Origin of the sequence: Lysinibacillus sp. NPDC097162, from assembly GCF_044762185.1 — a bacterium.
Taxonomy (GTDB): domain Bacteria; phylum Bacillota; class Bacilli; order Bacillales_A; family Planococcaceae; genus Lysinibacillus.
On the sequence record NZ_JBIWDT010000001.1, the window covers coordinates 1,758,018 to 1,782,745 of the forward strand.

The 24,728-nt window shown below is 35.0% G+C and carries 27 protein-coding genes, 1 pseudogene and 1 riboswitch; of the genes and pseudogenes, 8 read left to right on the forward strand and 20 right to left on the reverse strand.

The features are described from left to right. Positions 1-39: 39 nt before the first annotated feature. The 4 genes and pseudogenes from ACIQXW_RS08960 to ACIQXW_RS08975 all read right to left on the reverse strand — a co-directional run bounded on the left by ACIQXW_RS08960 (position 40) and on the right by ACIQXW_RS08975 (position 5,610). Positions 40-222 (reverse strand): hypothetical protein, encoded by a 183-nt coding sequence (locus ACIQXW_RS08960; protein ID WP_172771863.1) that lies wholly within the window; start codon positions 220-222, stop codon positions 40-42. A gap of 235 nt (positions 223-457) precedes the next feature. Then, a complete protein-coding gene (locus tag ACIQXW_RS08965; protein WP_340824124.1) occupies positions 458-1,816 on the reverse strand; it encodes an aspartate kinase in 1,359 nt (452 codons plus the stop codon). A gap of 610 nt (positions 1,817-2,426) precedes the next feature. After that, positions 2,427-3,321, reverse strand: a pseudogene (locus ACIQXW_RS08970) (class I SAM-dependent methyltransferase). A gap of 156 nt (positions 3,322-3,477) precedes the next feature. Further along, complete coding sequence (locus tag ACIQXW_RS08975; protein WP_402761326.1) at positions 3,478-5,610, reverse strand: type IA DNA topoisomerase; 2,133 nt, start codon at positions 5,608-5,610, stop codon at positions 3,478-3,480. Between the two features lie 316 nt (positions 5,611-5,926). On the opposite strand from ACIQXW_RS08975, the gene ACIQXW_RS08980 reads away from it, so the two are divergent. Both ACIQXW_RS08980 and ACIQXW_RS08985 read left to right on the forward strand, forming a co-directional pair. After that, entirely contained in the window at positions 5,927-6,193 is a 267-nt protein-coding gene (locus tag ACIQXW_RS08980; protein ID WP_402761329.1) for a hypothetical protein, read from the forward strand. A gap of 253 nt (positions 6,194-6,446) precedes the next feature. Continuing rightward, positions 6,447-6,845 (forward strand): glucosamine 6-phosphate synthetase, encoded by a 399-nt coding sequence (locus tag ACIQXW_RS08985; protein WP_340824119.1) that lies wholly within the window; start codon positions 6,447-6,449, stop codon positions 6,843-6,845. 78 nt (positions 6,846-6,923) lie between these two features. Here ACIQXW_RS08985 and ACIQXW_RS08990 read toward each other — a convergent pair whose 3' ends face one another. The 8 genes from ACIQXW_RS08990 to ACIQXW_RS09025 form a co-directional block, all read right to left on the reverse strand. Further along, a complete protein-coding gene (locus ACIQXW_RS08990) occupies positions 6,924-7,454 on the reverse strand; it encodes a GNAT family N-acetyltransferase (protein WP_402761332.1) in 531 nt (176 codons plus the stop codon). Between the two features lie 202 nt (positions 7,455-7,656). Continuing rightward, positions 7,657-8,166, reverse strand: a complete 510-nt coding sequence (locus tag ACIQXW_RS08995) for a hypothetical protein (protein ID WP_402761335.1) — start codon at positions 8,164-8,166, stop codon at positions 7,657-7,659. A 61-nt stretch (positions 8,167-8,227) separates the two neighbouring features. Further along, positions 8,228-9,205, reverse strand: a complete 978-nt coding sequence (locus ACIQXW_RS09000; RefSeq protein ID WP_340824116.1) for a helix-turn-helix transcriptional regulator — start codon at positions 9,203-9,205, stop codon at positions 8,228-8,230. Positions 9,206-9,426: 221 nt separating this feature from the next. Then, entirely contained in the window at positions 9,427-9,744 is a 318-nt protein-coding gene (locus tag ACIQXW_RS09005; RefSeq protein ID WP_340824115.1) for a YbjQ family protein, read from the reverse strand. Between the two features lie 12 nt (positions 9,745-9,756). Beyond that, entirely contained in the window at positions 9,757-10,236 is a 480-nt protein-coding gene (locus tag ACIQXW_RS09010) for a nucleoside 2-deoxyribosyltransferase (protein ID WP_340824114.1), read from the reverse strand. A 10-nt stretch (positions 10,237-10,246) separates the two neighbouring features. Then, positions 10,247-10,681, reverse strand: coding sequence for a GNAT family N-acetyltransferase (locus ACIQXW_RS09015; protein ID WP_402761340.1), 435 nt, complete (start codon positions 10,679-10,681; stop codon positions 10,247-10,249). 73 nt (positions 10,682-10,754) lie between these two features. Further along, complete coding sequence (locus tag ACIQXW_RS09020; protein WP_340824111.1) at positions 10,755-11,303, reverse strand: hypothetical protein; 549 nt, start codon at positions 11,301-11,303, stop codon at positions 10,755-10,757. Between the two features lie 866 nt (positions 11,304-12,169). Beyond that, positions 12,170-13,150 carry an ABC transporter substrate-binding protein gene (locus ACIQXW_RS09025; protein WP_402761343.1) on the reverse strand — a complete coding sequence of 327 codons (981 nt, stop codon included), beginning with the start codon at positions 13,148-13,150 and terminating at the stop codon, positions 12,170-12,172. 113 nt (positions 13,151-13,263) lie between these two features. Between ACIQXW_RS09025 and ACIQXW_RS09030 the strand changes: the two genes are divergently transcribed. The 5 genes from ACIQXW_RS09030 to ACIQXW_RS09050 all read left to right on the forward strand — a co-directional run bounded on the left by ACIQXW_RS09030 (position 13,264) and on the right by ACIQXW_RS09050 (position 17,324). Further along, positions 13,264-14,295 carry a FecCD family ABC transporter permease gene (locus tag ACIQXW_RS09030; RefSeq protein ID WP_402761346.1) on the forward strand — a complete coding sequence of 344 codons (1,032 nt, stop codon included), beginning with the start codon at positions 13,264-13,266 and terminating at the stop codon, positions 14,293-14,295. Between the two features lie 103 nt (positions 14,296-14,398). Beyond that, entirely contained in the window at positions 14,399-15,322 is a 924-nt protein-coding gene (locus tag ACIQXW_RS09035) for a FecCD family ABC transporter permease (RefSeq protein ID WP_402761349.1), read from the forward strand. A gap of 218 nt (positions 15,323-15,540) precedes the next feature. Continuing rightward, on the forward strand, positions 15,541-16,188 hold the full coding sequence (locus ACIQXW_RS09040) for a cupin domain-containing protein (protein WP_402761352.1): 648 nt from the start codon (positions 15,541-15,543) through the stop codon (positions 16,186-16,188). Between the two features lie 171 nt (positions 16,189-16,359). Beyond that, positions 16,360-16,650, forward strand: coding sequence for a hypothetical protein (locus ACIQXW_RS09045; protein WP_340824105.1), 291 nt, complete (start codon positions 16,360-16,362; stop codon positions 16,648-16,650). Between the two features lie 188 nt (positions 16,651-16,838). Next, on the forward strand, positions 16,839-17,324 hold the full coding sequence (locus ACIQXW_RS09050) for a DUF3231 family protein (protein ID WP_402761355.1): 486 nt from the start codon (positions 16,839-16,841) through the stop codon (positions 17,322-17,324). A 57-nt stretch (positions 17,325-17,381) separates the two neighbouring features. Here the strand turns inward: ACIQXW_RS09050 and ACIQXW_RS09055 are convergent, their stop codons facing one another. Both ACIQXW_RS09055 and ACIQXW_RS09060 read right to left on the reverse strand, forming a co-directional pair. After that, positions 17,382-17,675, reverse strand: a complete 294-nt coding sequence (locus ACIQXW_RS09055; protein ID WP_340824102.1) for a hypothetical protein — start codon at positions 17,673-17,675, stop codon at positions 17,382-17,384. Between the two features lie 80 nt (positions 17,676-17,755). Then, entirely contained in the window at positions 17,756-18,946 is a 1,191-nt protein-coding gene (locus ACIQXW_RS09060) for an MFS transporter (protein WP_340824101.1), read from the reverse strand. Positions 18,947-19,007: 61 nt separating this feature from the next. Beyond that, positions 19,008-19,107, reverse strand: a riboswitch (purine riboswitch). A 181-nt stretch (positions 19,108-19,288) separates the two neighbouring features. Here ACIQXW_RS09060 and ACIQXW_RS09065 point away from each other — a divergent pair. Further along, entirely contained in the window at positions 19,289-19,489 is a 201-nt protein-coding gene (locus ACIQXW_RS09065; protein WP_340824099.1) for a hypothetical protein, read from the forward strand. Positions 19,490-19,551: 62 nt separating this feature from the next. On the opposite strand, the gene lepB is transcribed toward ACIQXW_RS09065, so the two are convergent. The 6 genes from lepB to dacB all read right to left on the reverse strand — a co-directional run bounded on the left by lepB (position 19,552) and on the right by dacB (position 24,678). After that, the gene (lepB, locus tag ACIQXW_RS09070; RefSeq protein WP_340824097.1) at positions 19,552-20,109 is read right to left on the reverse strand and encodes a signal peptidase I; all 558 of its coding nucleotides are present in this window, start codon (positions 20,107-20,109) and stop codon (positions 19,552-19,554) included. Between the two features lie 156 nt (positions 20,110-20,265). After that, the gene (locus ACIQXW_RS09075; RefSeq protein ID WP_172771884.1) at positions 20,266-20,361 is read right to left on the reverse strand and encodes a transcriptional regulator; all 96 of its coding nucleotides are present in this window, start codon (positions 20,359-20,361) and stop codon (positions 20,266-20,268) included. Between the two features lie 355 nt (positions 20,362-20,716). Further along, complete coding sequence (locus ACIQXW_RS09080) at positions 20,717-21,649, reverse strand: LCP family glycopolymer transferase (RefSeq protein WP_401017259.1); 933 nt, start codon at positions 21,647-21,649, stop codon at positions 20,717-20,719. A gap of 282 nt (positions 21,650-21,931) precedes the next feature. Beyond that, the gene (locus ACIQXW_RS09085) at positions 21,932-22,366 is read right to left on the reverse strand and encodes a MarR family winged helix-turn-helix transcriptional regulator (RefSeq protein WP_340824094.1); all 435 of its coding nucleotides are present in this window, start codon (positions 22,364-22,366) and stop codon (positions 21,932-21,934) included. A gap of 29 nt (positions 22,367-22,395) precedes the next feature. Next, positions 22,396-23,151, reverse strand: a complete 756-nt coding sequence (locus tag ACIQXW_RS09090) for an SDR family NAD(P)-dependent oxidoreductase (protein ID WP_340824093.1) — start codon at positions 23,149-23,151, stop codon at positions 22,396-22,398. 90 nt (positions 23,152-23,241) lie between these two features. Continuing rightward, entirely contained in the window at positions 23,242-24,678 is a 1,437-nt protein-coding gene (gene dacB / locus ACIQXW_RS09095) for a D-alanyl-D-alanine carboxypeptidase/D-alanyl-D-alanine endopeptidase (protein WP_402761361.1), read from the reverse strand. Between the last annotated feature and the right edge of the window lie 50 nt (positions 24,679-24,728).

Sequence of the window (24,728 nt, forward strand, 5' to 3'; positions counted from 1 at the left end):
ACTTTGTAGTTTGCAACATTCATTTTCTTGATATTTTTCTTATTGCTTTTGTTTTAAATTTTTAAATCGAATAATTGATCCGGCAATAATAAATACCCAACCAATACCGACAAAAACAACTTTCATTGATTTTGTTGATGCTGGTAATATGTCCATAATTGTTAAACAGACAAATAAAATCCCTATAACAGACAAAATCATCCCCATTGAAAAACTTTTCAAAATTATGCCCTCCTATCTATGTACGCACTCGATTTTACAGCATTACTGCTTAAAAGAAAACTCTATTCCTTATAGTATTGTTAGAAAACATTAAAATCATCCATTGTGAAAGTCACACGATAAAATGAAAGAGCTGCCTCCTAAGCTATGAATTCATAGCTTAGTGGGACAGCTCCTTTTTATGTTTAGATAATTTTATAAATGGTTTTTGATAAAACTATCGTATATTGTCCACTCATGCTTGCACTTGTGCAAAAAATTCTCCATATAACGCTTGTAAAATTCGGTTTTCATATTCTTGTAGTACACCGAATACAAGACTTACTTCAGACGAACCTTGGTTAATCATTTCAATATTTGCTCCAGTTTTTGAAATCGCTGTTGCTGCACGTGCCGCAAGACCTGTGTTATTACGCATACCTTCCCCAACAATAACAATCATTGAGAAACCATGACGCATTTGGACATCATCTGCTTGCAATTCATTTTTTACACGCGTCAATATACGCGCTTCATTTTCTGGTGTTAGTTGATTAGATCGCATAATAACAGAAATATCATCTAAACCAGATGGAGTATGCTCATAAGAAATATTCTCATCTTCTAAAATTTGTAGAAGTTTACGACCGAACCCTACTTCACGGTTCATTAAATATTTTGACACATATAACGTTGAAAAGCCACTGTCTGCCGAGATACCTGTTACCGGGCGACCTGTAGCTGGACGACTCGGTACAATTCGAGTACCTGGGGCTGATGGATTATTTGTATTTTTTATGTTAACTGGCACCCCAATCTTATAAACAGGCATTAATGCTTCATCATGGAAAACAGAAAAACCTGCATAGGATAATTCGCGCATTTCGCGATACGTAATTTCTTTAATTTCAACTGGATCATTCACGACTTTCGGATTCGCGGAAAATACACAATCCACATCCGTAAAGTTTTCATAAAGCTCCGCTTCAATAGCTGCTGCTAAAATAGAGCCTGTAATATCCGAGCCACCGCGATCAAACGTACGCAATATGCCCGCTTTAGTGTAACCGAAGAAACCCGGGAAAACAATAACTTCTTTTGTATCTTTTAAAGGCGCTAAATTTGAATATGCTTCAGGTAATGCGAACGTACGCTCAGGTAGATCATTGACAACCAAACCTTCTTTTGGACTTACATAACGTGCAGGCATACCGATAGAGTTAAAATATGCAGCGATAAGCTTGGCGTTGTTATCTTCTCCAGCTGCTTTTAAGCTATCAATAAATAATTCTTCGTTCGAAACATCACCAAGCACACGTTCACGTAGGTCTTCAGCAATTACGTCACAAATAGTATTATCCAGCTGTAAACCATCTGCTATTGACTTGAAACGGTTCACTACTGTCTGTAATTTTTCTTCTGTATTTTCATTTTTCAATGCCGCATTCGCTAAATCAATTAATAAATCAGTTACTTTTATATCATCACCAGAACGTTTTCCCGGTGCTGAAACGGCTACGATTTTGCGCGCCGGATTAGATTTTACAATGTTTGCTACTTTTTGAATTTGTTCTGCACTTGCTACAGATGTTCCACCAAATTTACATACGATCATATCTATCAAATCCTAACCTTTTAAAATAATGTATTCCTCCAAAAAACAATTGAATGTACACAGTGTACAAATTATCGTTCTCTACGTCAATACAATTAAAAAAATTCACGCAATTTATCAATAGAAAAATGGACAATTTTCGCACTGTTTGATTTATTATACGGATTTCGAAGGAAATAGTTAAGGTTTTTATTAAATTTTTTCGTATATATTACATAATCATAAAAAATTTCGCTTGAACTAGCTTAATTCAGCTAGTTCATCTGGTAGCTCTAGCTCGTCTCCTTCTTCAAATATAATTCTATAGCTTGCTCCCTTTGCACAGCTAACTGTACTTGATTACTTCTTTACAATGGAGAGAATACTTATTCCCATTATGATATGCGGCAAAAATCATTATGTTTGTGTTATTTGATAAAGAATTGGGTGGTAAATTGCAAAATGCCACCCTTCAAAGGATGGCATTTTCAATGGTTCGCTCTGACTTATATCCACTGTCTCAAAATGTAGCTTGCTTTTCTTCTATATAATGAAGGAAACGCTTTCTTTTGATAATCCTTCCCTAACCTAAAAATATACATAGGTAAGGATTTCAACGACTACATGGGAATTAGTTTTTTACTGCATGTATATAGTGAATCGTTTCAAACGCTTGTAAATGATCATCTCGATTAACAAAATACTGATTTGTGTTCATAAACTAACAATTATTCTTTCGAAAGTAATATTTCTAAATCTACTATGGAAGTTGCGTATTTCATTTGTTCTCCAGATGCTTTAGCCATTTGTATCATGTTTTGTACACGATTGAAAATGCCAGCCTCTGTAAACAATCGCTCATCGGCAAAATCAAATATAATCGAACTACCTTTAGGCAAGTTTTTAAATAACAAGCTTAACAATTGCTGGAACACATCTTTTGTTAAATAATACGTGACACCAAGCAAACTAAATACCGTTTTCTTCGATGAATCAAATCCTGCTGCAACTAACTCTTCTAATGAAAGCTCCTTCATGAAATCCATTGCTACAAAATTTAAATGTGGCGGAATTGTATGACCTGCTTGCTGTAAACGTTCTATTTTAAATCGTTGAGTAGATGGGTGATCCACTTCAAATATAGTAACGTTGGTCAATGAGTCGTGACGCCAAGCAAACGTATCTAAACCTGCACCTAAAATGACATATTGCTCCGCACCAAGTTGGCATTCATGCAATACAACATTTTCTGCGTATGCGGCTCTCGCAAGTGGCGTTGGTGAGAGTTGAATTTGTGTAACCCACTTTAATATTGCGTCTTGTTGATTTTTTAGCTTTTCAGCCATATTTGAACTAAAATAAGCAATGCCATTAGCCATATTTGTTGATATTGCTTGAAATTCTTCTGGTAATAGGAAATCTTGCGCGATATAATCATTGAAAATAATTGGACGATCTTCTTTCACGTGATACGCTCGGCTAAATGCAGAAACAAGAGAAGTTAGACTTGATTCATTATTTTTCACAGTAAACACTCCAATAAAAAAAGATTCCCCTGGCCAGGAGAATCTCATTCTATCACTTTAAATTACAGATGTAAATTATAGCATAAAAAGTTTTTTTTATCAAATATACAGTCCTATCATCTGCTCAAATTGATAATTTTGGCATCTAGATTGCCATTATTTATTTGTCTTAAATTCAAACTCAATTTTGCCTTCGACGAAACGAAGTGCGGCACTGAACTGTTTTCCACTTTTAGCTTTAAATCCTTTAATCTCTGTCGTTTGACCACTAGTACATAAATCTCTAATATTTTTCTCCGTAAGCTTTTTCCCTAATAATCTTTCTGGAAAAGTTTGTTTACAGCCACTTTTATACTCTGAGCAGCCATAAAATTTCTTACGTAAGCTGATTTTACCGACTTTGCATGTTGGACACGTTACGATATCTTTTGCAACAGGGTTTGTAAACTGCTCCGCTTCAATCGTTAACGTGTTAATTTTATTTGGCACTTCACCGATTAGCTGCTGAATAAATTTGCCAATATTATCGATAAAATGTTTTGCTGATCCTTCCCCACGCCCTATTTTTTTTAAATAAATCTCCCATTTAGCTGTCATAGAAGGACTAGAAAGCAATGTTCCTTCAATCGCTCTGCACAGTAGTTTTCCTTTAGGTGTGATGCTTACAATATTTTTCCTTACTTCAATAAATCCATGCTTTTTAATCGTCTCAATAATGCCACTTCGAGTTGCCTCTGTTCCAATACCTTCAACAGAATTTAAAATTTCAATTTCTGTCTCATCTTCAACCGATTTACCACATGTTTTCATCATGGTGATTAACTGCCCTTCCGTATAGGGCTTTGGTGGAGTTGTCGTGCCTTCTATAATTTCGACCTTGCTTTGTACAATTTCGCCTTGTGTCACAACAGGTAATACCTCATCGCGATTTTGCGGCTCCTTATCAGCAGTGAAAAGCGCTTTCCAACCCCTCACAAGCTCTGTTTTCCCCACCGATTTAAATTCTAAATTTTTCACAGTTGTTAAAATTGTTTTTTCATCATATTCATAATCTTGATGAAACATTGCAAGTGTTGTATTTAATATTTCAAAATAAATATTTCTTTCATCTACAGCCATCGATTGCAACGCTTTTTCTGTTGGTACCTTTTTCGTTGGAATAATGGCATAGTGTTCACCTACATTTGAACTGTCAACATAACGTTTATTTTGGGCTCTTACAACAGGTGCGAATGACTGTTGAATGAGTTGTTGGTATTTTTGCAACGAATCTTTTAAATAATCGTATTCATTGTGCGTAATAAGCTGGGAATCTGTACGAGGATAAGACACTAGCTTTTTCTCATACAATGACTGCGTAAGCTTCAACACATGTGCTGGACTATATTTCCAGCGTTTATTTGCTGTTGCTTGCAACGTTGATAACGCATGCAATTTTGGTGGCTGGATTCGCTTCGTCTTATTCGAGACATTTGCAATTTGACCACTATCAATTGGCTGAATACCGTTCTGCATCAACAATTGCTCTACTTCTTCTCTAACTTTTGATTTAATTTTCGCTTTGCCTTTATACATACCATTTTGGGCTTTAAATAGACCCTCAATTTCATAAAAGTTCTCAGGTTTAAAATTCTCAATTTCTTGTAATCTTTTATAAATCAAATAAACTGTAGGTGATTGTACACGCCCAATTGATATGCTACCTTTAAAGCCCTTCTTTTGAAGAAGTAGTGTATATAAACGACTACAGTTCATACCAACAAGCCAGTCACTAATTTGACGTGTTTTTGCTTCTTGATACATTAGCATATCCCGTTCGTTTGTTTGCATATTTTGGAAGCCTTTTCGAATCTCATCGACCTCTAAAGAGTTAATCCATAAACGTTTTACAGGCTTTTTTACTTTCGTCATTTTATAAATGGAATAAAAAATATTGGATCCTTCACGCTCCGAATCACACCCATTATAAATCATTGTCACTTGTGGATCGTGGAATATTTTTTTAATTGCATTAAACTGTGTGTACATATTACTAACAACTTTATCTTCATATTTTTCTAGGATAATCGGCAGTGAATCTAATGACCACTTCTCCCATTCCTTTTTATATTCCTTAGGTTCCTTTAATTCGACGAGATGACCAATCCCCCAACTAATAACTGCTCCATCTGGAAATGTAGCACATGGCTCTAACTCTATAAACGTTTTCTCTTTATGTTTAATTTTAAATGCATCAGCATAAGCTCTTGCCTGCGATGGCTTTTCAGCTAAAATAGCAATTTTACCCATTAAATAATCACATCTTCTTTTAAATATTTGAATAGCGTTTTTATAAAAACGGAAAACTCAACTAATCGGATTAGTTGAGTTAATGAATACCCTACCACTATTTTACTTTAAACAATATAAAATATCTAATGTCTTCGTACTCGGAACACCCTTCATCAAATATATAATTTTCACTAGCAAATCAATAGGATTCCCAACTATCGCTTTGATTTGTTAATTATCAAGAGGTACGCAACGTTTGCTACTCCAACTAACGAAACATGATTGCGGAAAAATAGTGGAAACATATGGTAGAATTATTAAAAGGGGGATAGTTATGTTTTTCAATAATAAAGAAGATGTGTATATTGGATATTCAATGGAAGAATTATCAAAGGTAAGAGCCATCTTAAACAGTGAAGGCATAAAATATACCTATAAAGTAGTTGACCCCTCAACACAATGGATTGGACATGGTACTAGGAGAGGTAACTATGGAAGTTTTGGAATGAACAGTAATTATGACAAACAATATATTGTTTCTGTTAAGAAAAAAGATGCAGAGCGTGCGAAATATTTTGTTCATCGTGCTTTGCATTCTTAAGTTTTATTTTTTAACAGGGTGCTAAAGAAAAAGGGTTCCATCTCATTTGAGATGGTTTTTTTATTTACAAGATGAAGCTAGTAAAAAACGGAAAAAACCTATTTGTCTGTTTAATTTCACTTTTGAGGAAAACATCTTCTCCCCCACTTCAAGTTACAGTCAACAAGAAAAAAGTTTAACCTAGAAAATATTATATTGAGCTAGCAAATAAGAGTGCCGAGATGATAAAATATGGTTATAAGGGGGATGGGAAATGGGGAAATTGAGTAAGCGTAATATTTTGTGGATAATTCCAATCGGCATTTTAGGGCTGTTTTGGTATTTTTACGGTCCACAAAAAGATATAACAGATAATGAATATATTACATATGTCAAAAACTATTCAATTGAAAATAGTAACAAATCATTAGAAACAGCTTTTGCATCTTCTTGTCAAAATCCATATTGGCTATATTTTGAAACACAAAAGGGACAAGATGTTGTGGAATTCAAAGGGGATTGTCCTATCAACAACAAAGATGCTAAAGTAAATGTTCAATTTTTAGTAGATCCCAGCATGACAAATGTGAAATATGGTGCCATGTTAGTCGATAACAAAATGCAAGAAGAATCACATAGAGACAACTTTCTATTAGCTTTGACTAAAGACTAAATGAACAATAGACTCACTTGAGTCCAAGCTCACCTTGAAAAGGTGAATTTGGGCTCGTTTCTTTCATCTGGATAATTATTAATTATCTTTAAAAATCGCATATACGTATGTATCATGTGGTTTTCCTTGCTGATACATATAATCTTTTAAAATTCCTTCATTGTGAAAACCCATTGTTGTTAGTAATTGATTCGATGCCACATTTTCGATAAAAACAATTGCCCCAATCCGATTTAGCTCCATCTTGTCAAATCCATAAGACAAAATTTCGGTAATAGCTTCTTTCGTATAGCCCTTTCTCCAGTAATCAGGATGAATTTCATAGCCGACTTCTGCCCGCTTATGATTAGGTGACCAAGCATTGAAGCCAATTGTGCCAATCATACCTTTCGCTTCTTTTCTTTCTATCCCCCATCGAATGCCTCTCTTTTCCTTGTAGCTTTGTGAAAAGGATTCAATTAGTTTTTCAGCTTGTTCTATTGTCTTAAATGTATCTATTCCATAATATTGTGTAACATGAGTATTTGAAAAACAGCGTAAAAGGTCCGAAGCATCTTCAGACGTTATTTCTCTTAATATTAATCTTTCTGTCTCTATAATCGGAAACATGTAACTCCTCCTTTATCCTAACCTTATTTCTTCAAATTTCGTAAAAATTCCTTCTTCCAGAACTTTTCTTTTAAAAAAATGAGGATGCGCAAACAAATGATAGTATTGATAGTAACACGAATGTACTGGTGAAAAATTAAAAATAGCATACTAGAACTACTCCGAGTATGCTAAATTCACTTATTAATTTTTACGTCCCGTATTATTTAAAATAATAGTTTATTGCCTCATCAGCAGAATGGAAAATATTATTTTGATTGTTTTTATAAATAAGCTTCGTGGCTCGACAAGCATTTTGGAGATTTTTCGCTCGATTTAACTTTTCAGTTACTTGATCTAAAGCCGATGAAAAGCCATCTTTGTTATATGTAATGATTTGTTGGGATTGTTGTGATTCAATGTCCAACATAATCGATAACTGATCTTCTACATAATTATTTAAATTAATAAAAATACATTCCTCTAAGTCTTTAGAATGCTTGTCGATAGTAATAAACGCTTGCTTATATTGTGCATTTAGCTTTGATGTTGTCACTGTCACTTTAAATCCTTGGCTTTCTAAATGCTTTTTACTACATTCAAAAAATTGCTCAACTTCAGAGGAGATTTTTGGTTCAACAGTTGTTATTTTTAATTCATCACAATTTTGATAAATTGCATCGATTTCTTCCTGTTTCTCTACTAGTAATTTAAAATTTGAAAGTGAATACATCTTAAATCCCCCTTTTTACTATAGTCGGCAAGGGAATCGTTTTTTAATCATGTTTTCATGCTTACATGTAAAGATAATTTTGTTGCATAGATTGGATTGTTTCAATCATTTCCTCTCTTAGCTCAAGTGGCTCTAACACTTCAATATTTTCACCTTGACTAAGCAGCCACATTTTAATACCGCGCCCAAAAACTTCCGCTTCAAATAAGCATTCCCCAGCTTTATTTGACAAAATTTTGGCTGTTGGCAAACGATCTAAAACTGCTTGCGGTGAGCGCCCTTTAAACATAAATTTAATATGCATTAGCTCACCTGCATCCATAAATTGAATGCGTTTGCGAAATTCACCTTCCTGAAAGCGCTCTGAGTAAGGGATTTGAAATTTCTTATCTAACTCCAGAAAATGTTGGATGCGGTCGATGCGATAGACAATCGGTAAATCCTTCTCATGTTTACTATCATAAGCAATAAGATAAAAATAGTATTCTGAGAAAATAACACCTAGAGGTTTTAATATTTTTTGTGAAGGGATTGATTCACTTTCACGTAAATAATCAATTTTAATTATTTTTTTCTTCTGAATAGCCTCTGAAATTACCCAAATTAAATGTAAAAGAGATTTTTTATGATTTAAATCAACGTATAAATGCTTTTCATTTAATATGATATTATGAATAAACTCTTGTTTATCCGCTGCAACAATTGAAATTAGCTTATCGATGATGTCGCTCATTTCTGATTTTAAAAGTGCTCTTGATTCGATTAGAATTTTAACAATCGCCAGCACTTGTTCTTTCGATAAAACATTTTCTCCTGTTTTCGTCAGCTTATACAGTTTTTCTGTTCGCACATATTTTAAATGACAATCTAATTTAGCTTTTTCAATATACACTCTTATTTGATCTAAATCCCGTTGTATGGTTTTTTCACCAACCTGATGTGTAAATGCTTCTTGCTTTTTGCTTATGCCTTGGCCATCCATCAATCTATCAAACATCGAAATGACACGATAGCCTTTATTTTGTTGTGAATCCACCATATATCCCACTCTTTCTACATAGTTACCCTCTTATTATACAAAACGAGATGGACATTATTAGTCCTTTTAACTACGAATTTTCTATATATTTGGGATAATTAGTTCATTAATAATTTTACTATTACATACACTTCACAGACAGACAGACCACGTATTTGTTATTATTATCAATATTTAAAACTAAAAGGACTTCAATCTTAGACTGAAGTCCTCTGTTAAAGTCATTTTTTTAATTTTACTGCAGTACCATAGGCTAAAACCTCGGAGGTGCCATCCATTACGGATGATGTCGAATATCTAATTGCCACTATCGCATCCGCACCTAGGCGTTTAGCTTCTTCTTCCATAGCATTTGTAGCAATTTCCCTTGAGCGAACGAGCATTTCTGCATACTCTTTCATTTCGCCACCAACAATATTACGAAGCCCCGCCATCATATCGCGTCCAATATTTCTTGATTGAACTGAATTGCCCTTGACTAAACCTAATGTTTCTTCAATTACTTTTCCAGCAACAACATCCGTTGTTGTTAAAAGCATTTGCAATCCTCCTTATTGTTGGAATTCCTGAACCGCTAATACAGCATCGTTTATAGAGGAAGTAATGACACCGTTGCGTTTTATTAAACCGATGACAAATAAATTACGGTAGACGAATTGATTTTCAATCCCATCACGAATAAGCGCTTCTATTTTCATCATATTTTCACGCCCTTGTTGACGGACATCTGTAAATACCCCAACGATTGGACGGTTGAGCATAGCAAATGCCCCTATTTCAGCTGCAACACCAGAGTCAATTTCGACGCCATCTAATACGGCGACTAATACATCGCTCTTTTGTAACATAGCTAAATCAGCCTCTGCAATTGCCAAACTATCCGCATACGCTGTCTTATCGTTTATTGCATCATTCTCCTGTGGTACATATAATTCAATATCCGGTATCGCTTGTCGAATTGCCGATGCTAATCGTTCATTGACTAAACGATCCCCTAAAGAAAATAACCCGTTTGCTAAATATGCCTTCATTATAAACTCCTCAATTCAATAATTTTTCAAATACTATTTTATGTCGTCCTTTTTCATCTACAAAGGTTGAAATAATGTCAAAACCATGTTTTATATTTGTGATGAGCATTGCTTTCCGCTCGTTTCTACCGTATGTACGAACTTTATTAAAGCCAAGCGCTTGCACTTTTTCATGTTGATATCTCATCAACTGACTTGCAATTCCTTGACCTCGCATCTTTTCGTCGACGCCCCCTAGCCAGCTATAAAAAACGCCATCAGGATGTGTATAACCTAGTTTAAATCCGACCAATTCTTCTTTTTCAACTGCAAATAAACAAAGAAGTTCTTTCTTGTCTTCAAGTTTTTCAAGCTTAAGGTGTGCACCATCAAATACATGTGCATGAATTGCTTGTAACTGATGTAGCCAAACATATGGTACACCCTCAACTATAACAATTTGCACTTTTATCACCTCATCTCGTAGTCTAATAAATTATTATATCAGAAAAACGTCAATCACGTCAGATGAGAAAAATTTATCCATACAACATTGCTGGTTGACGAACATCTTGTAAATAATCTGCTAGTTTTCCAGCAAAGATTTCCTCTAAATATGGCAACTGTGCAATACAATCTGGTGTCATCAACGCTGGATTTTGATAAATCTTTAGTCCACCTATTTTTAAAAGAGTAGCTACAAACTGTGAGCAAAAATACGCACGTTCTCTGCGCACTTCTTTTTGCATCATCACACCAAATAGCCCGATAAAATTATATTTATAACGATCTCGATTGCAATACATATAACGCACAATTCTAATCATTTCTAAGTACTGATAGGACGATACTCGACAGCGATAAATGACACAATCAGCACACTCAAAAAGTCCAGATTCAGCATTTTCTCGTAAAAACCCACCACTTAAAGGATTATTTAGCTGTCTTCGCCCAAAGCTATACATATCAAAGAGTCCATCATCAAAGGCGATCGATGCATGATTCATCTCTTTTCCAGTGTACATACCTATCGCCTTCGATAGTAAAGTACCTGTTTTAGTTAATACTATGTAAATGGTATGTGCCATATCCTCACCTACTTCAATAATGTTCTATTAATACCAATACGTTTTAATTCTTCAAATGGTTTCGTTATTTCCTTTTTTTTATATTATAGAAAATAAATCTTAATTTTTACCTTAGCTGAAACTTAAGAATTTCTTAAGTTTTTTTATTTTTTATGAGTCAATAGAAACTACTAGATATGATTCTATCAATGTTTATAAGCTCGTAGTTTTCCACTACCTTTATTTATATGTCTATACTTGTATTCTTATGTGGGATACAACCGGAGTTCAAAAAATTTTTATTTGAGGAATGAACGTGTAAATATTTACAGACCAGCTCTAGATATGAACAATCTTGTCAATTATATTATATTTTTCCAAAAAGTACTAATTTAAATTTATATCACAATAAAATATGTCATCGTAATAATTGTTACTGCAATAAACTTGGTTTTATGGTTAATTCTAAACTCTCAAGTAAATTCTGAAGATGAAAGCGAGGTGATAATCTATACATCTCTATGTCTTGTTTGGTTTCGCTGGATTGTTCTCATTTCGCGGAATCGTGCTCTCCTTCCGCGGAATTCCGTTCTCACTTCGCGGAATTGTTCTCTCCTTCTGCGGGATTCCGTTCTCACTTCGCGGAATTATACTCTCCTTCCGCGGGATTCCGTTCTCACTTCGCGGAATCGTACTCTCCTTCCGCGGGATTCCGTTCTCACTTCGCGGAATTATACTCTCCTTCCGCGGAATTCCCTTCTCACTTCGCGGAATTGTTCTCTCCTTCCGCGGGATTCCCCCTCACTTCGCGGAATCGTGCTCTCCTTCCGCGGGATTCCCTCCTCACTTCGCGAATCCCCACTCCTTTCGCGGAATCACATTCAAATTTATTTTGTTAAAGCATTGACAATATCATCAACGATTTTCGTATTAGCAATTGCACCTGTATATAACCAACTAGAATCTTTTGGCAGACTATGTACATTACCAGCTTGGACTGCTAGGATCGTACCCCATAATTTTTCACTTAATGCTTTGACACTTGCATCATCACCGCTATCGATAATAAACAGATGATCTGCATCTAATGTAACAAGCTTTTCAAGTGATATTTCGTTCCAGTTGGCTGTCGCGTTTGCTGAGATTTCTTGTACAACAGATGGCACAGCTAAGCCAAGATCATTGTACATCACATCTCCGCTCGAAAGATTTTGTGAAACGATGAAAAACTTCCCGCCAACAACCCAAATGGCTGCGGCTGAGATATTACCAACCTTTTGCTGAATTTGTTGTTTTACTTCTTTCACTTTGGCATTATAGTCATCTAACACTTGTTGTGCTTTATCTTTTTGTTCAAACACTTCACCAACACGTAGAAGTTCATCACGCCAGTCATTGTTAACTTCTGCTCCAATGACATAAGTTGGTGCAATTTTGCTATATTGCGCATATTTATCACCTTCCACCATAGCGGCAGAGTCCATAATAATCAAATCTGGTGAAAAGCTTTGTACTGCTTCAAACGGTAAATCAAATGGTATTGTTGGAACATCTTTCAAAGTATCTTGTAAGTAATCTTGAACGCTTGCACCATCTCGAACACTCCATTGTGCAACTGGTGTTATTCCAAGTGCGACAAGGTGATCCTCTAAGTAAGAAGCAATGACCCGCTTAGGGTGAAACGGAACTTCTACTTTATTGCCTATCGCATCTGTTAGTGTTCGAGTTTCGATAACATGGTCTATTTTATGCTCCGATTTTGTATCATCTTGTGAAGCAGTATTTGTCTCGTTATTTCCACATCCCATTAGCATAAATGCTAAGACACTAGCACATGTTAATCCCCATTTCTTCGTTTTTAAAATCATGTTAATGCCTCCTAACTACGATTATGTTATAATTTAATTGATATTGAAAATCATTCTCATTTAAAAAATAAAATAAAAAATTTATTATGTCAATGCTAGGAGCTTTTACATGGATGAAGAGAAAATCATTAGCTTTCGTTAGACATCATTACCGTGTAACTTATAATATTCTCACTCTATTGCTATTCAGTTGTTTAATTTGTTTAGTAGTTATCATTTCGATTCGATTTGGCGCCAACGAACTAACTTATAAAACAATATGGAATAGCCTTTTACATTACGATGAAACTAATAATGAACATGTTATTTTACATGAGTTGCGTATCCCACGTGCAGTTGCTGGACTTCTCGTTGGTAGTGCCCTCGCTGTTTCAGGAGCAATTATGCAAGGTGTTACGCGTAATGCCCTTGCCTCCCCTTCCATATTAGGGGTTACTTCAGGTGCAGGTTTTATGTTATCTATTGCATACACGCTGTTTCAAACACCTAGTTTCCCTATGCTTATACTTTTTTCATTTATTGGTGCAGGTGCTGGTGCCGCACTAGTATTTACGTTAACTGCGGTTGCAAAAGGTGGCATTACACCTGTAAAACTAGCATTAGCTGGCGCTGCCATTTCTGCTTTTCTAAGCGCACTATCTACAGCAATTGGCCTGAAGTACGATATTGCTAAAGATTTAAGCTATTGGTATGCAGGTAGTCTTTCTTCTATTCAGCCAATACATATAAAGGTCGCTATTCCATTTGTCATCATTGGCTTACTGCTGGCAATGATATTAGCAAAATCAATTTCTGTTATGAGTTTAGGTGAAGAAGTAGCAACAGGGCTTGGTCAACGAACAACAGTTATACGTGTGCTTTGTACAGTTACTGTGCTTTTATTAACAGGTGCAGCCGTTTCCATTGCAGGTATTATCGGTTTTGTTGGTTTAGTTGTGCCACATATCGTTCGTGCAATCGTGGGGGTTGATTATCGTTGGATACTACCTATTTCAGCCATTATAGGTGGCTGCTTATTGTTAATTGCGGATATTGTAGCTCGCATTATCATGAGTCCTTTTGAATCTCCAGTAGGTGCTGTTACTGCAATTATCGGTGTGCCCTTTTTCTTATATTTAGCTCGTAAAGATGGAAGAGGTTTATAATGCATAATTTAATACGTAAACATACACATCGTTTTTCTATTTACATCGTGATTTGTTTGCTACTGCTATTTGTAGTGGCATTCATTAGTGTGAATAAGGGTATATGAAAATTTCAATATTAAGTTTTCTTCAAACTTTGCTAGGGAACGGTTCCCCAGATAATACTTTAACAATCTTTAGCTTCCGCTTCCCCCGTATTTGCATGGCCATCCTTGTTGGGTTTGGTGTTGCTGTGTCAGGTGTCATCCTACAAAGTATTTCAAAAAACCCGCTAGCAGACCCAGGCATTCTAGGCATTAACGCCGGTGCAGGGTTTGCTATTGTGTTGTATACATTCTTTATTCAAGGATTGTTATTTTCTAACTCATGGATGTCTGTCTTTTTTATGCCCATAATCGCCTTAATCGGTGCACTCTTTGCAGCATCCATCATTTATTTTTTAGCTTATAAAAGAGGACAGGTTTCTCCGTCGCGCATGCTCTTAGTTGGAGTTGGCATTAATGCTGCGTTTAGTGCAGGCATCACCATTTTCCAACTTCGCATGGAACCTAACGATTTTACTAAAACTCTCGTCTGGCTATCGGGATCTATTTGGGGCAGTACTTGGACATTTGTGCTCGCGTTACTTACTTGGATAGTGGTGTTAATACCCTTTGCTTGTTATAAAGCTCGCGTACTAGATATTTTAGCATTGAATGAGATGACCGCTATTGGAGTCAGTATTAACGTAACAAAAGAACGTAAAAGACTTCTAGTATTGGCCGTGCTTCTAGCAGGCGCCTGTGTTGCTGTTGGGGGTGGACTTACATTTTTAGGGTTAATTGCACCTCATATTGCAAAAAAATTAGTAGGCAGTTTGCATTATCGGGTGATTCCATTTAGTGCATTAATTGGTGCTTTGCTTTTGTTAATGGCTGATACTATTAGCCGAATCATTATTGCTCCTGCGGAATTACCCGTTGGCATCGTGTTAGCCATATTAGGTGCACCTTACTTTATCTATTTACTATTAAAAACAAGAGGCTAGTTTCATCATACTCCCTACCACTATCATAGAACTATTCGTTTCGTTACAACGAGTTAACAGAAACGGAGGCTGGATTGACCTCTGCTAACAGATAGCGTAAAACCTCTCGCAAATAAAAGGGAGAGGTTTTCGTTTATTTAACTAACTCCATTAGGCAATCGTTTAATGCACAAATATCATTTGTCATAAACTGTGATATTGATGAACATGAGAAATATATGAAGGAAGGATGTATTGATTTGCCCAATGATTACACATCTCCATCCACACAGTTTACGTTTGATGTAAATACAAGTCCACTTTTTAGAAAGGATAATCAGAACTACATAAACATTCTTGGTATTGCTCAATTAAATAGTCTAGAAAATGTTTCTCTACTTGATATTTTTTTAAGTGCGAATAACGTTGTAGAGCCACATTATCATCAAAATGCAGCAGAGCTTGTTTATTGTATTTCTGGGGCTGCTACCGTTTCCATTTTAAATCCTTTCACTAAACAAATTCAAAACTACCCAATAAAACCAGGACAGGTAGCAAACATTCCACAAGGATGGTGGCATTATATCGTCGCGAGTGCAGATAACACGCACATATTAGCAATTTTTGATGCACCTACACCAGAAGTTATTTTAGGTTCGGATATTTTGAAATTTACGCCTTCGAATATAATGGCACACACTTATTGCTTAGATGAAAACTTATGGAAGCAAACAATCGCCCCTGTTGTTCCTTCAACCTATATTGGACCTGCAAATAATTGCAATCAACCTTCCATTACCTCACCAACTTCAATGCAAACACATCCACATTACAACTTTAATCCTTACCATTATCCATACATGTATCAAAATGGTTCCTATTATTAATAAAGTTAGGCTGTATAAGGAAACACCTTTGCGTGTTTCCTTTATTGATTTTTTAAAATTGAATAAAGCTCACTTTGTAAACACCTCAACTACAAGTGCATAAAATTTTTAAGTCTGGGAAATCTAACTATTATTCAGCATTACTTTAATTCGTAAAAGAGGTGTATAAAAATGGACTTTCCAATTATTCATACAAATTTTTGGGATGCTGTAATTGCCGTTCCAGTTGTTATGATTATTACACAATTATTGAAAATATTTTTTCCTATTCAGCCTAAATATGTCCCAGCAATCGCGCTAGTATTAGGTTTAATTATTTCTATTTTTATTAGCCATAAACATAATTTTTTAGCTGGTGTATTTATGGGCTTTTTTTATGGATACGCAGCCATCGGAAATTATGCTTCTTTAAAGACAACTATTAAGAGCTTTAAAAATAAGAAAAAGAAGGGTGCTCAATAAGGTAAGCTCCTGAGACTTCTGTCAAACAGAGGAACTGCTGGAGCTTCCCCAATGTCAAGACATACATAACTCCACTGCTAAGTCGAATCTATAATTGTATTATTTACAAAAATATGTATAAAAAAATCTTTTGTTTCCCATCCTAATCTCACATTCAACAACTATAAAATGAGTTAGGACGTGCAACAATGAAAATGTCAAAACGAAATATAGATTCTTTACGCTTTAAGGAAGTTTTTACAATTTGGAAACAACTTGGCGTAAACAATGGCTATATTGCAACGAACCATTTCTTTTTCAACTATGCAGTTAACAGAGACTTAAAAGTCATTATTTTGGAATTTATTCAATGTTTAAAAGAGGAAAATAAACAGCTTGAAAAGTTATTAAAAGAAAATGGTGTTCTGGCGCCGCCATTATCAATTGACCAAGGAAATTTACAGATTGCTAAAATGCGTGGAAAGGCAGCTATAAATGATTCTGAAATTAGTGCTATCCTATCCATGAATATTGCATCTTCCTTAATTTCAGTCAGTCAAGCAATGGACATGTCTTTCGAAAGTAGTCTTACGACAAAATATAGTGTTTTTCATATGAAATATGCCATTCTAGGTACCAAGTTAATTGAGCTTAGTAATAAGAAAGGTTGGCTACTTTCTCCTTCCTCAATATAAAGCCCATAGCTTCTAGTCGTCTCGCTTCAGTACGAGACGACCTAAAAGGCTATCTTTTTATTCACTTAGTTCTTTTTCCCTGTTTGTAACTAATAAATAATCGAGTGCACTCATTCTAGTTAGCTTATGTGTAAATTTAATTGCATCTGCCTGTGTGTCAAACATAAAGTTTTCGAGTTCGTCTGTTGGTATATATTGATCAGCGATTTTTCGTTTCAGTTTTCGTACAGATAAAATGTGTGAATCTTCTTCGTATAAAATGATTGCACCAACGTTTCGATAAAGCGTATGATCAACCGTTGCGACAACTTTCACATTCAATCCTTCAAATTCCGTTAAATCTACCTGCATTTATTTACCAGCCTCCCTCTCTACTCTTACATTCTCGCTTCAACAATCATAGTCCTTCTTTTTTTAGTAATTTAAGCTTATCATTGATGAACCCTTTGGATACTTCCATCTAATTGATTACTGTCTGAAAGTGGCGCTCTCTTAATAGAAAAAATTGCACAACCTAACGCACATAAAACTAAAATTGCACCGAAACTTGATAGATGCATTACAGAGCCTGTAAGAGTAAACAACGCTCCCCCCACTGCTGATCCTATTGAAATACCAATTTGTAAGGCAGCAGTATTTAAGCTTTGTTGAATATCAGATGTTTCGGGATCTGTTTGAATCAAATAGTTTTGTAATGGTGGCGTAAGTGACCAGCTAAGCGCTCCCCATAAAACAGTTACGATTAAAAATAACGGGAAGGCTACGATTGTATACGGTATTACAAATAATACGATAGCAAAAGTTGCAATGATTAGTACGATTGATTTGCCAGTACCAATTTTATCACTTAACCAACCACCAAACGCATTACCGCTTACAGAAGCAAGACCGAATACTAAGTAACAAATACTCACCCAGGAAGAGTTTAAGTTAAATGCCTCTACTAAAAACGGCGTGAAGTAAGCATAAAGCATATAATGACCAGCAAGCATAAATAATGTTGTTAAATGCGCACTTGCAATTTTTAAATTAGCTAATGACTTAATTTGTGTTTTTAATGGGACAACCTCAACAACTGGCATTTTTTCCAGGAGCATAAAAATTAGAATCATAGATATGCTAGAGAGTAATGCAATCCCTAAAAAAACAGCACGCCAACCAAAAGCCTCAGTAATAAAAATACCCATCGGTACACCAATTACTAGTGCTGAACTTACACCTACAAAAATAAGCCCTAATGCTTTAGCACGATGTCTTGGTTCTACTATCTTTGTTGTAATTGTCAGAGACAAAACAATAACTAGAGCCGTACTCATTGCTGTTATGATTCTTGCAATCATGACAATGACAAAGGTAGGACTAAAATAGGTCATGACATTACCTAATGTAAATAAAAGTAATGAAATAAGGTATAGTTTCTTCCGCTCCACTTTAGCTGTTAACGATAAAAGGACAGGGGCAGAAATTGCATATACTAGAGCAAATATCGTAATTAATTGTCCAGCCGTTGCTACAGATACGTTCAAATCTTTAGCAATGTATGGCAATATCCCTCCAACAATTAGCTCTACCAATCCAACTGCAAAAGTCGTAGCTGCCAGTATAAAAACTCTCCAATTCATTTAATCACCCTTCTGTTGTACTTCCATCTTATAGTGGGCAACAATAAAAAAATCCTGACTACAAAATGAAAGAAATTTTTGTAGTCAGGATTTTATGGTTCCTGGTAGAGACCCTCAATCCATATTATTGAGGTTATACAGATCATTATTTTACTTTAGCTATAGTAGCATATTGATTTTTACGTTACAACATTTTTCTTCTTTTCAGATTGCCCAACACACATTTATTGCATTGAATGAGTTTTGATTTTAGTTATTGTATATTTTTTTGAATTTTTGCTTATATTTTTTGTCTGTCGACCATAAATAATAATAGTACACATATAGTTATGGGGTGATTGTTTGCGTATATTTGGTTTAGTATGCTATTTTTTAATGCTATTTTATGGCGCAGAATTAGTAGTAGAAGAGCTCACAATCGATCAACCATCTCCTAGATTGGACATAAAGCAAAACCCAATAAAAGAAACTGTTGAAAATTCAACAGTTTGCGTCTATTATCCCACTTATAAAATTTGTAAAGATTTGACAGAAAATAATTAAAAAATAAAGAGGCATGCTCGTAAAAATTGGAGCTGCCTCTTTCTATTTTCATTGTTATTTATCTATTCGCGGCCAACGTGAAAGTGCTTAAATGGATAAACAGTTATTTTAGCTTCACCATAAATAGCATCTTTACCGATTAATCCGTAATGGCGACTATCATAGCTTTTTAGACGGTTATCTCCCATTACGAAATACTTACCTTCTGGCACTTTTTTCTCATTTGTTAAACCTTCTAGTGTGAAATTCTCTGTAATACGTAATTGACTCGGATCATCTGTTTGACGATTTACATAATCTTCTTTATACGCCTTACCATTTACATACAATACATCATCTATCATTTCTACTATGTCCCCTGGAAGTCCTATAACACGTTTAATATATAATTCATCCTCAGTAGGTGATTGAAAGACAATTTGGTCAAAGCGTTCAATTTTACTCGTTTTACTTACAATAATTATGTCCTTATCCTCATATGTCGGATACATAGAAGCACCTTGTACTTTTATCGGTGCAAATAAAAATTGTTTACAGCCTAAGACGACAATTGCTGTAATAACAATAATTTTAATGTAGGATAGAATTTCTTTTTTCATATTCGTTTTTTCTGCTTGCATACTCATACCCCGATACTTTTTTTTATAGTATAGCATTTTCTATTGTATATTGACGAATAATAACACAAATTGTTTCCAAGACATGAAAAAAAGACATAGGCTCAATAGCTTCTGTCTAGGAAATTGCTTTTGTTTTTCACTTTTAGAATGGTCTCTTTATGAAGCAGAGTGATGTTGCTCGTTAAATAAATCTACTGCTAAAACAATACCTACCGGCAACGCGATGGCTAATAAAATTGTTCCAATCATCATCACAATCACTCCCTCAACCATTTCTTAAATCTATTATACACTTAATTTTCTGATATTTCAAACGAAATAAAAAATTGAATTGCATTCATAACTAAAAAAATCATTCAACTAGGCATGCATCCTACCTGAATGATTTTTTTAGCATTACATAAAGATTTTAAAACAAAATAGTTGTAACTGTTTCACCATGAATTTGACTGGACTTTTTCGTACTTTACGTTTAGGTACATAGCTTTGCATGCAATTATTTAATGCTGTATACCTAAGCACCTGGGTCCTCCCATTCATTCATCTCTCTCCCTTCGTAGACATATAATTTACAACTATTGTAGCCAATTTGTTACTTTACAAGCCCTTATTCCAAGTGCGTTTTTAACTCTGTTTTTATTTGTTGTAGCTCTGTTTCATCCGGAATATAGTACCAAATATGATTAATCATTTGACCCTCTCCTGCCTCAAATGATAACTGATCAATATTATTATCCATTTTTTTATAAATACTTTGTAGCTGGATTAAATCTTTCACCGTAAAATTCATACGGACATTGTCTCCGACAACATCAAGCATATCAGTTGCCTTCAACAACATTGAAGGTGTTGAAGCTTTTTTCATAACCGCTTCAATAATTTGTCTTTGACGAATTTGACGGCCAAAATCCCCCCGTGGATCTTCATAGCGTATACGTGAAAAAATAAGAGCTTCATCACCATTTAATGAAATTTCACCCTCAGGATAATGATACGAATCATAGGTTAAATCCATATCATTTTGAATCGTTACACCGCCAAGTGTATCAATTATTTGTAGGAATCCCTCCATATTTATAAATACGTAATAATCGAGCGGGATATCTAATAAATTTTCAACCGTATCCATTGCCATTGGTACGCCTCCAAATGCATAAGCATGGTTAATCTTATCCACTGTGTCATGCCCAATGATGTCTGTCCGTGTATCTCTTGGAATACTTAACATTTTCATCGTTTGCTTTTCAGGATTTACTGTAATAACAATCATTGTGTCTGAACGACCACTATCGTCCTTTCGTTCATCAACACCTAGCATCAGCACAGAAAAAGGCTCTTTTTTCGTAATTGTTTTTTGCGTTTTGTCGGAAGTATCTGTAGTTTCTACAAGTGGTGTATTTATTTTATTCATCGTCTTTTGGATAGTATAATAAGCAGTACCTATAAAAATTAGAAAAATTGCTAATAGGCTCCCTATTATCCACAGCCAAATCTTCTTTTTGCTCTTTTTTTCTTTAGAGCGTTTCATGTTTTTTTCCATACTTATGTCCTCTCTAGCTTTATAAAAAATTTGCCCATCTATTTGACGTATTAGGTTGGAAAAAAGTTTATATAGTCTACTTATATGCATATTGCACAAAAAAAAGACGTACACTAGTATTTACTAAATATACATCTTTATATTCATTAGTACCTAAAATTAGCACTACTGTTTGAAAGAAGCATGGGCGATATGCCGATTCTACAGAAAAAGACAAAATATCTTGGGAAGTTAATCCTTAAGATATTTTGTCTACAGTTTGAGCCACTTCTTAAAGAAGTGCTATTCAGCTCTGTCGTGAATTCCTTGCACTAACTTTTCTTGAATAGACAAATATTGTGCAATTTCTTCGTCATTCAATACTTCAAAAAGTTGAATAAATACTTCCTTCCCTACCTCTTGCGCTTTGATTAAAGCACCTACACCTTCTTCGGTAATCTGCAAACGAATTGTACGTCTATCGGCATCATCGTAAAGTCTTTCTGCTAAGCCCAGTTTCACTAATTTTTCAGCAATACTTGTCATAGCACCTTTCGTATACCCAATCGTTTCCGCTAATTCTGCTTGTCTTTGAGGACCTTTTATTTTCAGTTCACTTAAAACTAAAATTGGTGAAATACCTAACGGATACGGAAACGCTTTCGTAAAGCGTATAATATTCGCATTATTCATCTGATCAATCATATGAATGAGTTTAAAAATACTTGTCTGTGCCAAAAAAAATCCTCCTCGAACATCCGAGAATATTAGTGAAGCATAATAGAGCCACCGTCAACCATAAGCGTTTGGCCTGTGATATATTGTGAGTCCTCTGATGCTAAAAATACTGCTACGCGGCCGATGTCTTCTTCAACATCACCAAAGCGTCCCATAGGAATTTTACTTTTAACAGCTTCGTAATATTCTGGTTGTGCTTTTGCCCATGCTTGTACACCTGGTGAATTCGCAATAGGGCTAATTAAGTTTACATTAATACCGAAACGTCCCCATTCATTTGCCGCTACACGAGAAATACCGCGGATTGCTTCTTTTGCAGCCGCATAGGCACCTTGTGTTTCATGTCCAGCAAGACCCGCGCCAGAAGCAAAATTAATAACATTCCCTTTTGACTCTTTTAAATGCGGTAATGCTGCTTGCATTAAATAAAATGTTGGGTAGAAACCAGTATCAAATGATAAATCTAAATCAGCTTGTGTTGTGTCTTCAATAGTTGCTTGTTTAGAAGCATGTGCATTATTAACTAATACATCTAGTTTACCGTATTTTTCAACAACTGTATCGATAATTTTATGCAAATTAGCACGATCCATTAAATTTGCTTGTAAAAACATTGATTTTGGAGAAATTTGTTGCAATTCTTTTTCCATTGCTTTTCCTGTTTCTTCATTTAAATCAACAATTGCTACGATAGCTCCTTCTTTTACCATTGCTTTTGCCATACCACTACCGATACCACCTGCACCGCCAGTAATAATTACGACTTTGTCTTGTAATTTACCCATGGATAAACATCTCCTTTTCTTAAATCCATTCAATAGTTTATCACTAAATTATTTTTAATTAAACTAGTTTGCTCAACTTTTTGAAACCCTTTACATTTCATTTGCAATTTGTTTTACTATTTCATCAATAGTGGTTATAACTGCACCTTTATTGGCTTGTGTTAAAATACTAAAAATATACCATTTACCACTTTTTCCTTGAACATAGCCACTTAACGCATAGGTTCCCGTTATATAGCCTGTTTTAGCTGAAACACTATAACCTTTCAAGCGATTTTCTAATGTAGCACCAACCAACTTTCCTTTTCGGCCTGCATGTGGTAAGGCGTCTAAATAGGAGAAGTACCAGGACTTATTACGAACTTTATATAATAATAAACTTTCCTGCATACTACTTACACGGTTCTGATGATTTAAGCCAGAGCCATCTTCAAAGTACCATTGATCCATATCCAGTCCAGTATCTATTCCATATGTACGAATTGCCTGTATACCTGCCGACCAACTTCCTTCTCCAAGAAGTTCTTTCCCTATTTGCTTCGTCAACATTTCTCCCATACCGTTAATGCTTAGCTTTAAAAATCGAAAATTGATATCTTTTAATTGTATTGAATTGGATATTCCTATTCGTTGAGCATTATTTGGAACTTTTCCTATGTCAAGAGGCATTTGCTGAATACCTTTTGCTATTAATTTTTCTCGTAATACATCCAGCGTATACAATGTTGGATTATAAACGGTCACATATGTATTTTTCTCTGTACCAGCAGGTAAATTGCCTGTTACAACAATACGATCTGTTCCATATTCTCTCGTAATATTGATCGTCGATTTCCCACCTTTTTTTATTATCTTAGTTTTGTTAACAATTGGTATTGTGCTTGCATGTGGGAAAAGTTGAACACTTGCAGATTGGCCGATTTTGGTGCCAGTCACTTTAACTTGGACATTACCGACATCGTACTGATCATTTGGAGAAAGAGTCAGAGCCGAAATACGAGATGCATAAGATAATGCCTCCTCCTCAGGAACAATACCTTTTGCTAAACGGTCATCATCAAACCACGTATCATCCGCAATTAATTTTCCTGTAATTTTTGTGATGCCTAATTTTTTTATTCCATTAGCGAATGATTCTAAATGGACAGGTAGCAGTGTAGGATCTCCACCACCTTGTAAATAAATATTTCCTTGTAATACACCATTTTCAACGGGTCCATCGATATACGCCTTCGTTGTAAAGCGATAATCAGGACCAAGTAAATCTAATGCTGCAGCACTAACAAGTAATTTATGTGTTGAAGCAGGACGGATCATTTTATCACCATTATTACTGTAAATGACGTCCCCTCTTTCCATTTCTCGTACAGTAATACTATACTCATTATTTTTCCAGTTTTTCATGATGATTGTATTGATTTTAGTCGTCATTGTTTGCTCAGATGCCCAAGCTTGTTCGACATTTATTAATGGAAAACTACTGAACAACATGAATAACATCGTATAAATAATAATTTTCTTTTTCATAGACCCTCCTGTTAGAAAAATATTCACGTATTTACCCTTTATTTTAAGTA

Excerpts from the sequence above, each read along its gene's own strand:
- ACIQXW_RS08965 (WP_340824124.1), bottom strand. The coding sequence starts at position 1,816 with ATGATCGTATGTAAATTTGGTGGAACATCTGTAGCAAGTGCAGAACAA.
- ACIQXW_RS08975 (WP_402761326.1), bottom strand. The coding sequence starts at position 5,610 with ATGGGTAAAATTGCTATTTTAGCTGAAAAGCCATCGCAGGCAAGAGCT.
- ACIQXW_RS08980 (WP_402761329.1), top strand. The coding sequence starts at position 5,927 with ATGTTTTTCAATAATAAAGAAGATGTGTATATTGGATATTCAATGGAA.
- ACIQXW_RS08985 (WP_340824119.1), top strand. The coding sequence starts at position 6,447 with ATGGGGAAATTGAGTAAGCGTAATATTTTGTGGATAATTCCAATCGGC.
- ACIQXW_RS08990 (WP_402761332.1), bottom strand. The coding sequence starts at position 7,454 with ATGTTTCCGATTATAGAGACAGAAAGATTAATATTAAGAGAAATAACG.
- ACIQXW_RS08995 (WP_402761335.1), bottom strand. The coding sequence starts at position 8,166 with ATGTATTCACTTTCAAATTTTAAATTACTAGTAGAGAAACAGGAAGAA.
- ACIQXW_RS09000 (WP_340824116.1), bottom strand. The coding sequence starts at position 9,205 with ATGGTGGATTCACAACAAAATAAAGGCTATCGTGTCATTTCGATGTTT.
- ACIQXW_RS09005 (WP_340824115.1), bottom strand. The coding sequence starts at position 9,744 with ATGCTTTTAACAACAACGGATGTTGTTGCTGGAAAAGTAATTGAAGAA.
- ACIQXW_RS09010 (WP_340824114.1), bottom strand. The coding sequence starts at position 10,236 with ATGAAGGCATATTTAGCAAACGGGTTATTTTCTTTAGGGGATCGTTTA.
- ACIQXW_RS09020 (WP_340824111.1), bottom strand. The coding sequence starts at position 11,303 with ATGGCACATACCATTTACATAGTATTAACTAAAACAGGTACTTTACTA.
- ACIQXW_RS09025 (WP_402761343.1), bottom strand. The coding sequence starts at position 13,150 with ATGATTTTAAAAACGAAGAAATGGGGATTAACATGTGCTAGTGTCTTA.
- ACIQXW_RS09030 (WP_402761346.1), top strand. The coding sequence starts at position 13,264 with ATGAAGAGAAAATCATTAGCTTTCGTTAGACATCATTACCGTGTAACT.
- ACIQXW_RS09035 (WP_402761349.1), top strand. The coding sequence starts at position 14,399 with ATGAAAATTTCAATATTAAGTTTTCTTCAAACTTTGCTAGGGAACGGT.
- ACIQXW_RS09040 (WP_402761352.1), top strand. The coding sequence starts at position 15,541 with ATGAAGGAAGGATGTATTGATTTGCCCAATGATTACACATCTCCATCC.
- ACIQXW_RS09045 (WP_340824105.1), top strand. The coding sequence starts at position 16,360 with ATGGACTTTCCAATTATTCATACAAATTTTTGGGATGCTGTAATTGCC.
- ACIQXW_RS09050 (WP_402761355.1), top strand. The coding sequence starts at position 16,839 with ATGAAAATGTCAAAACGAAATATAGATTCTTTACGCTTTAAGGAAGTT.
- ACIQXW_RS09055 (WP_340824102.1), bottom strand. The coding sequence starts at position 17,675 with ATGCAGGTAGATTTAACGGAATTTGAAGGATTGAATGTGAAAGTTGTC.
- ACIQXW_RS09060 (WP_340824101.1), bottom strand. The coding sequence starts at position 18,946 with ATGAATTGGAGAGTTTTTATACTGGCAGCTACGACTTTTGCAGTTGGA.
- lepB (WP_340824097.1), bottom strand. The coding sequence starts at position 20,109 with ATGCAAGCAGAAAAAACGAATATGAAAAAAGAAATTCTATCCTACATT.
- ACIQXW_RS09075 (WP_172771884.1), bottom strand. The coding sequence starts at position 20,361 with ATGATGATTGGAACAATTTTATTAGCCATCGCGTTGCCGGTAGGTATT.
- ACIQXW_RS09080 (WP_401017259.1), bottom strand. The coding sequence starts at position 21,649 with ATGGAAAAAAACATGAAACGCTCTAAAGAAAAAAAGAGCAAAAAGAAG.
- ACIQXW_RS09090 (WP_340824093.1), bottom strand. The coding sequence starts at position 23,151 with ATGGGTAAATTACAAGACAAAGTCGTAATTATTACTGGCGGTGCAGGT.
- dacB (WP_402761361.1), bottom strand. The coding sequence starts at position 24,678 with ATGAAAAAGAAAATTATTATTTATACGATGTTATTCATGTTGTTCAGT.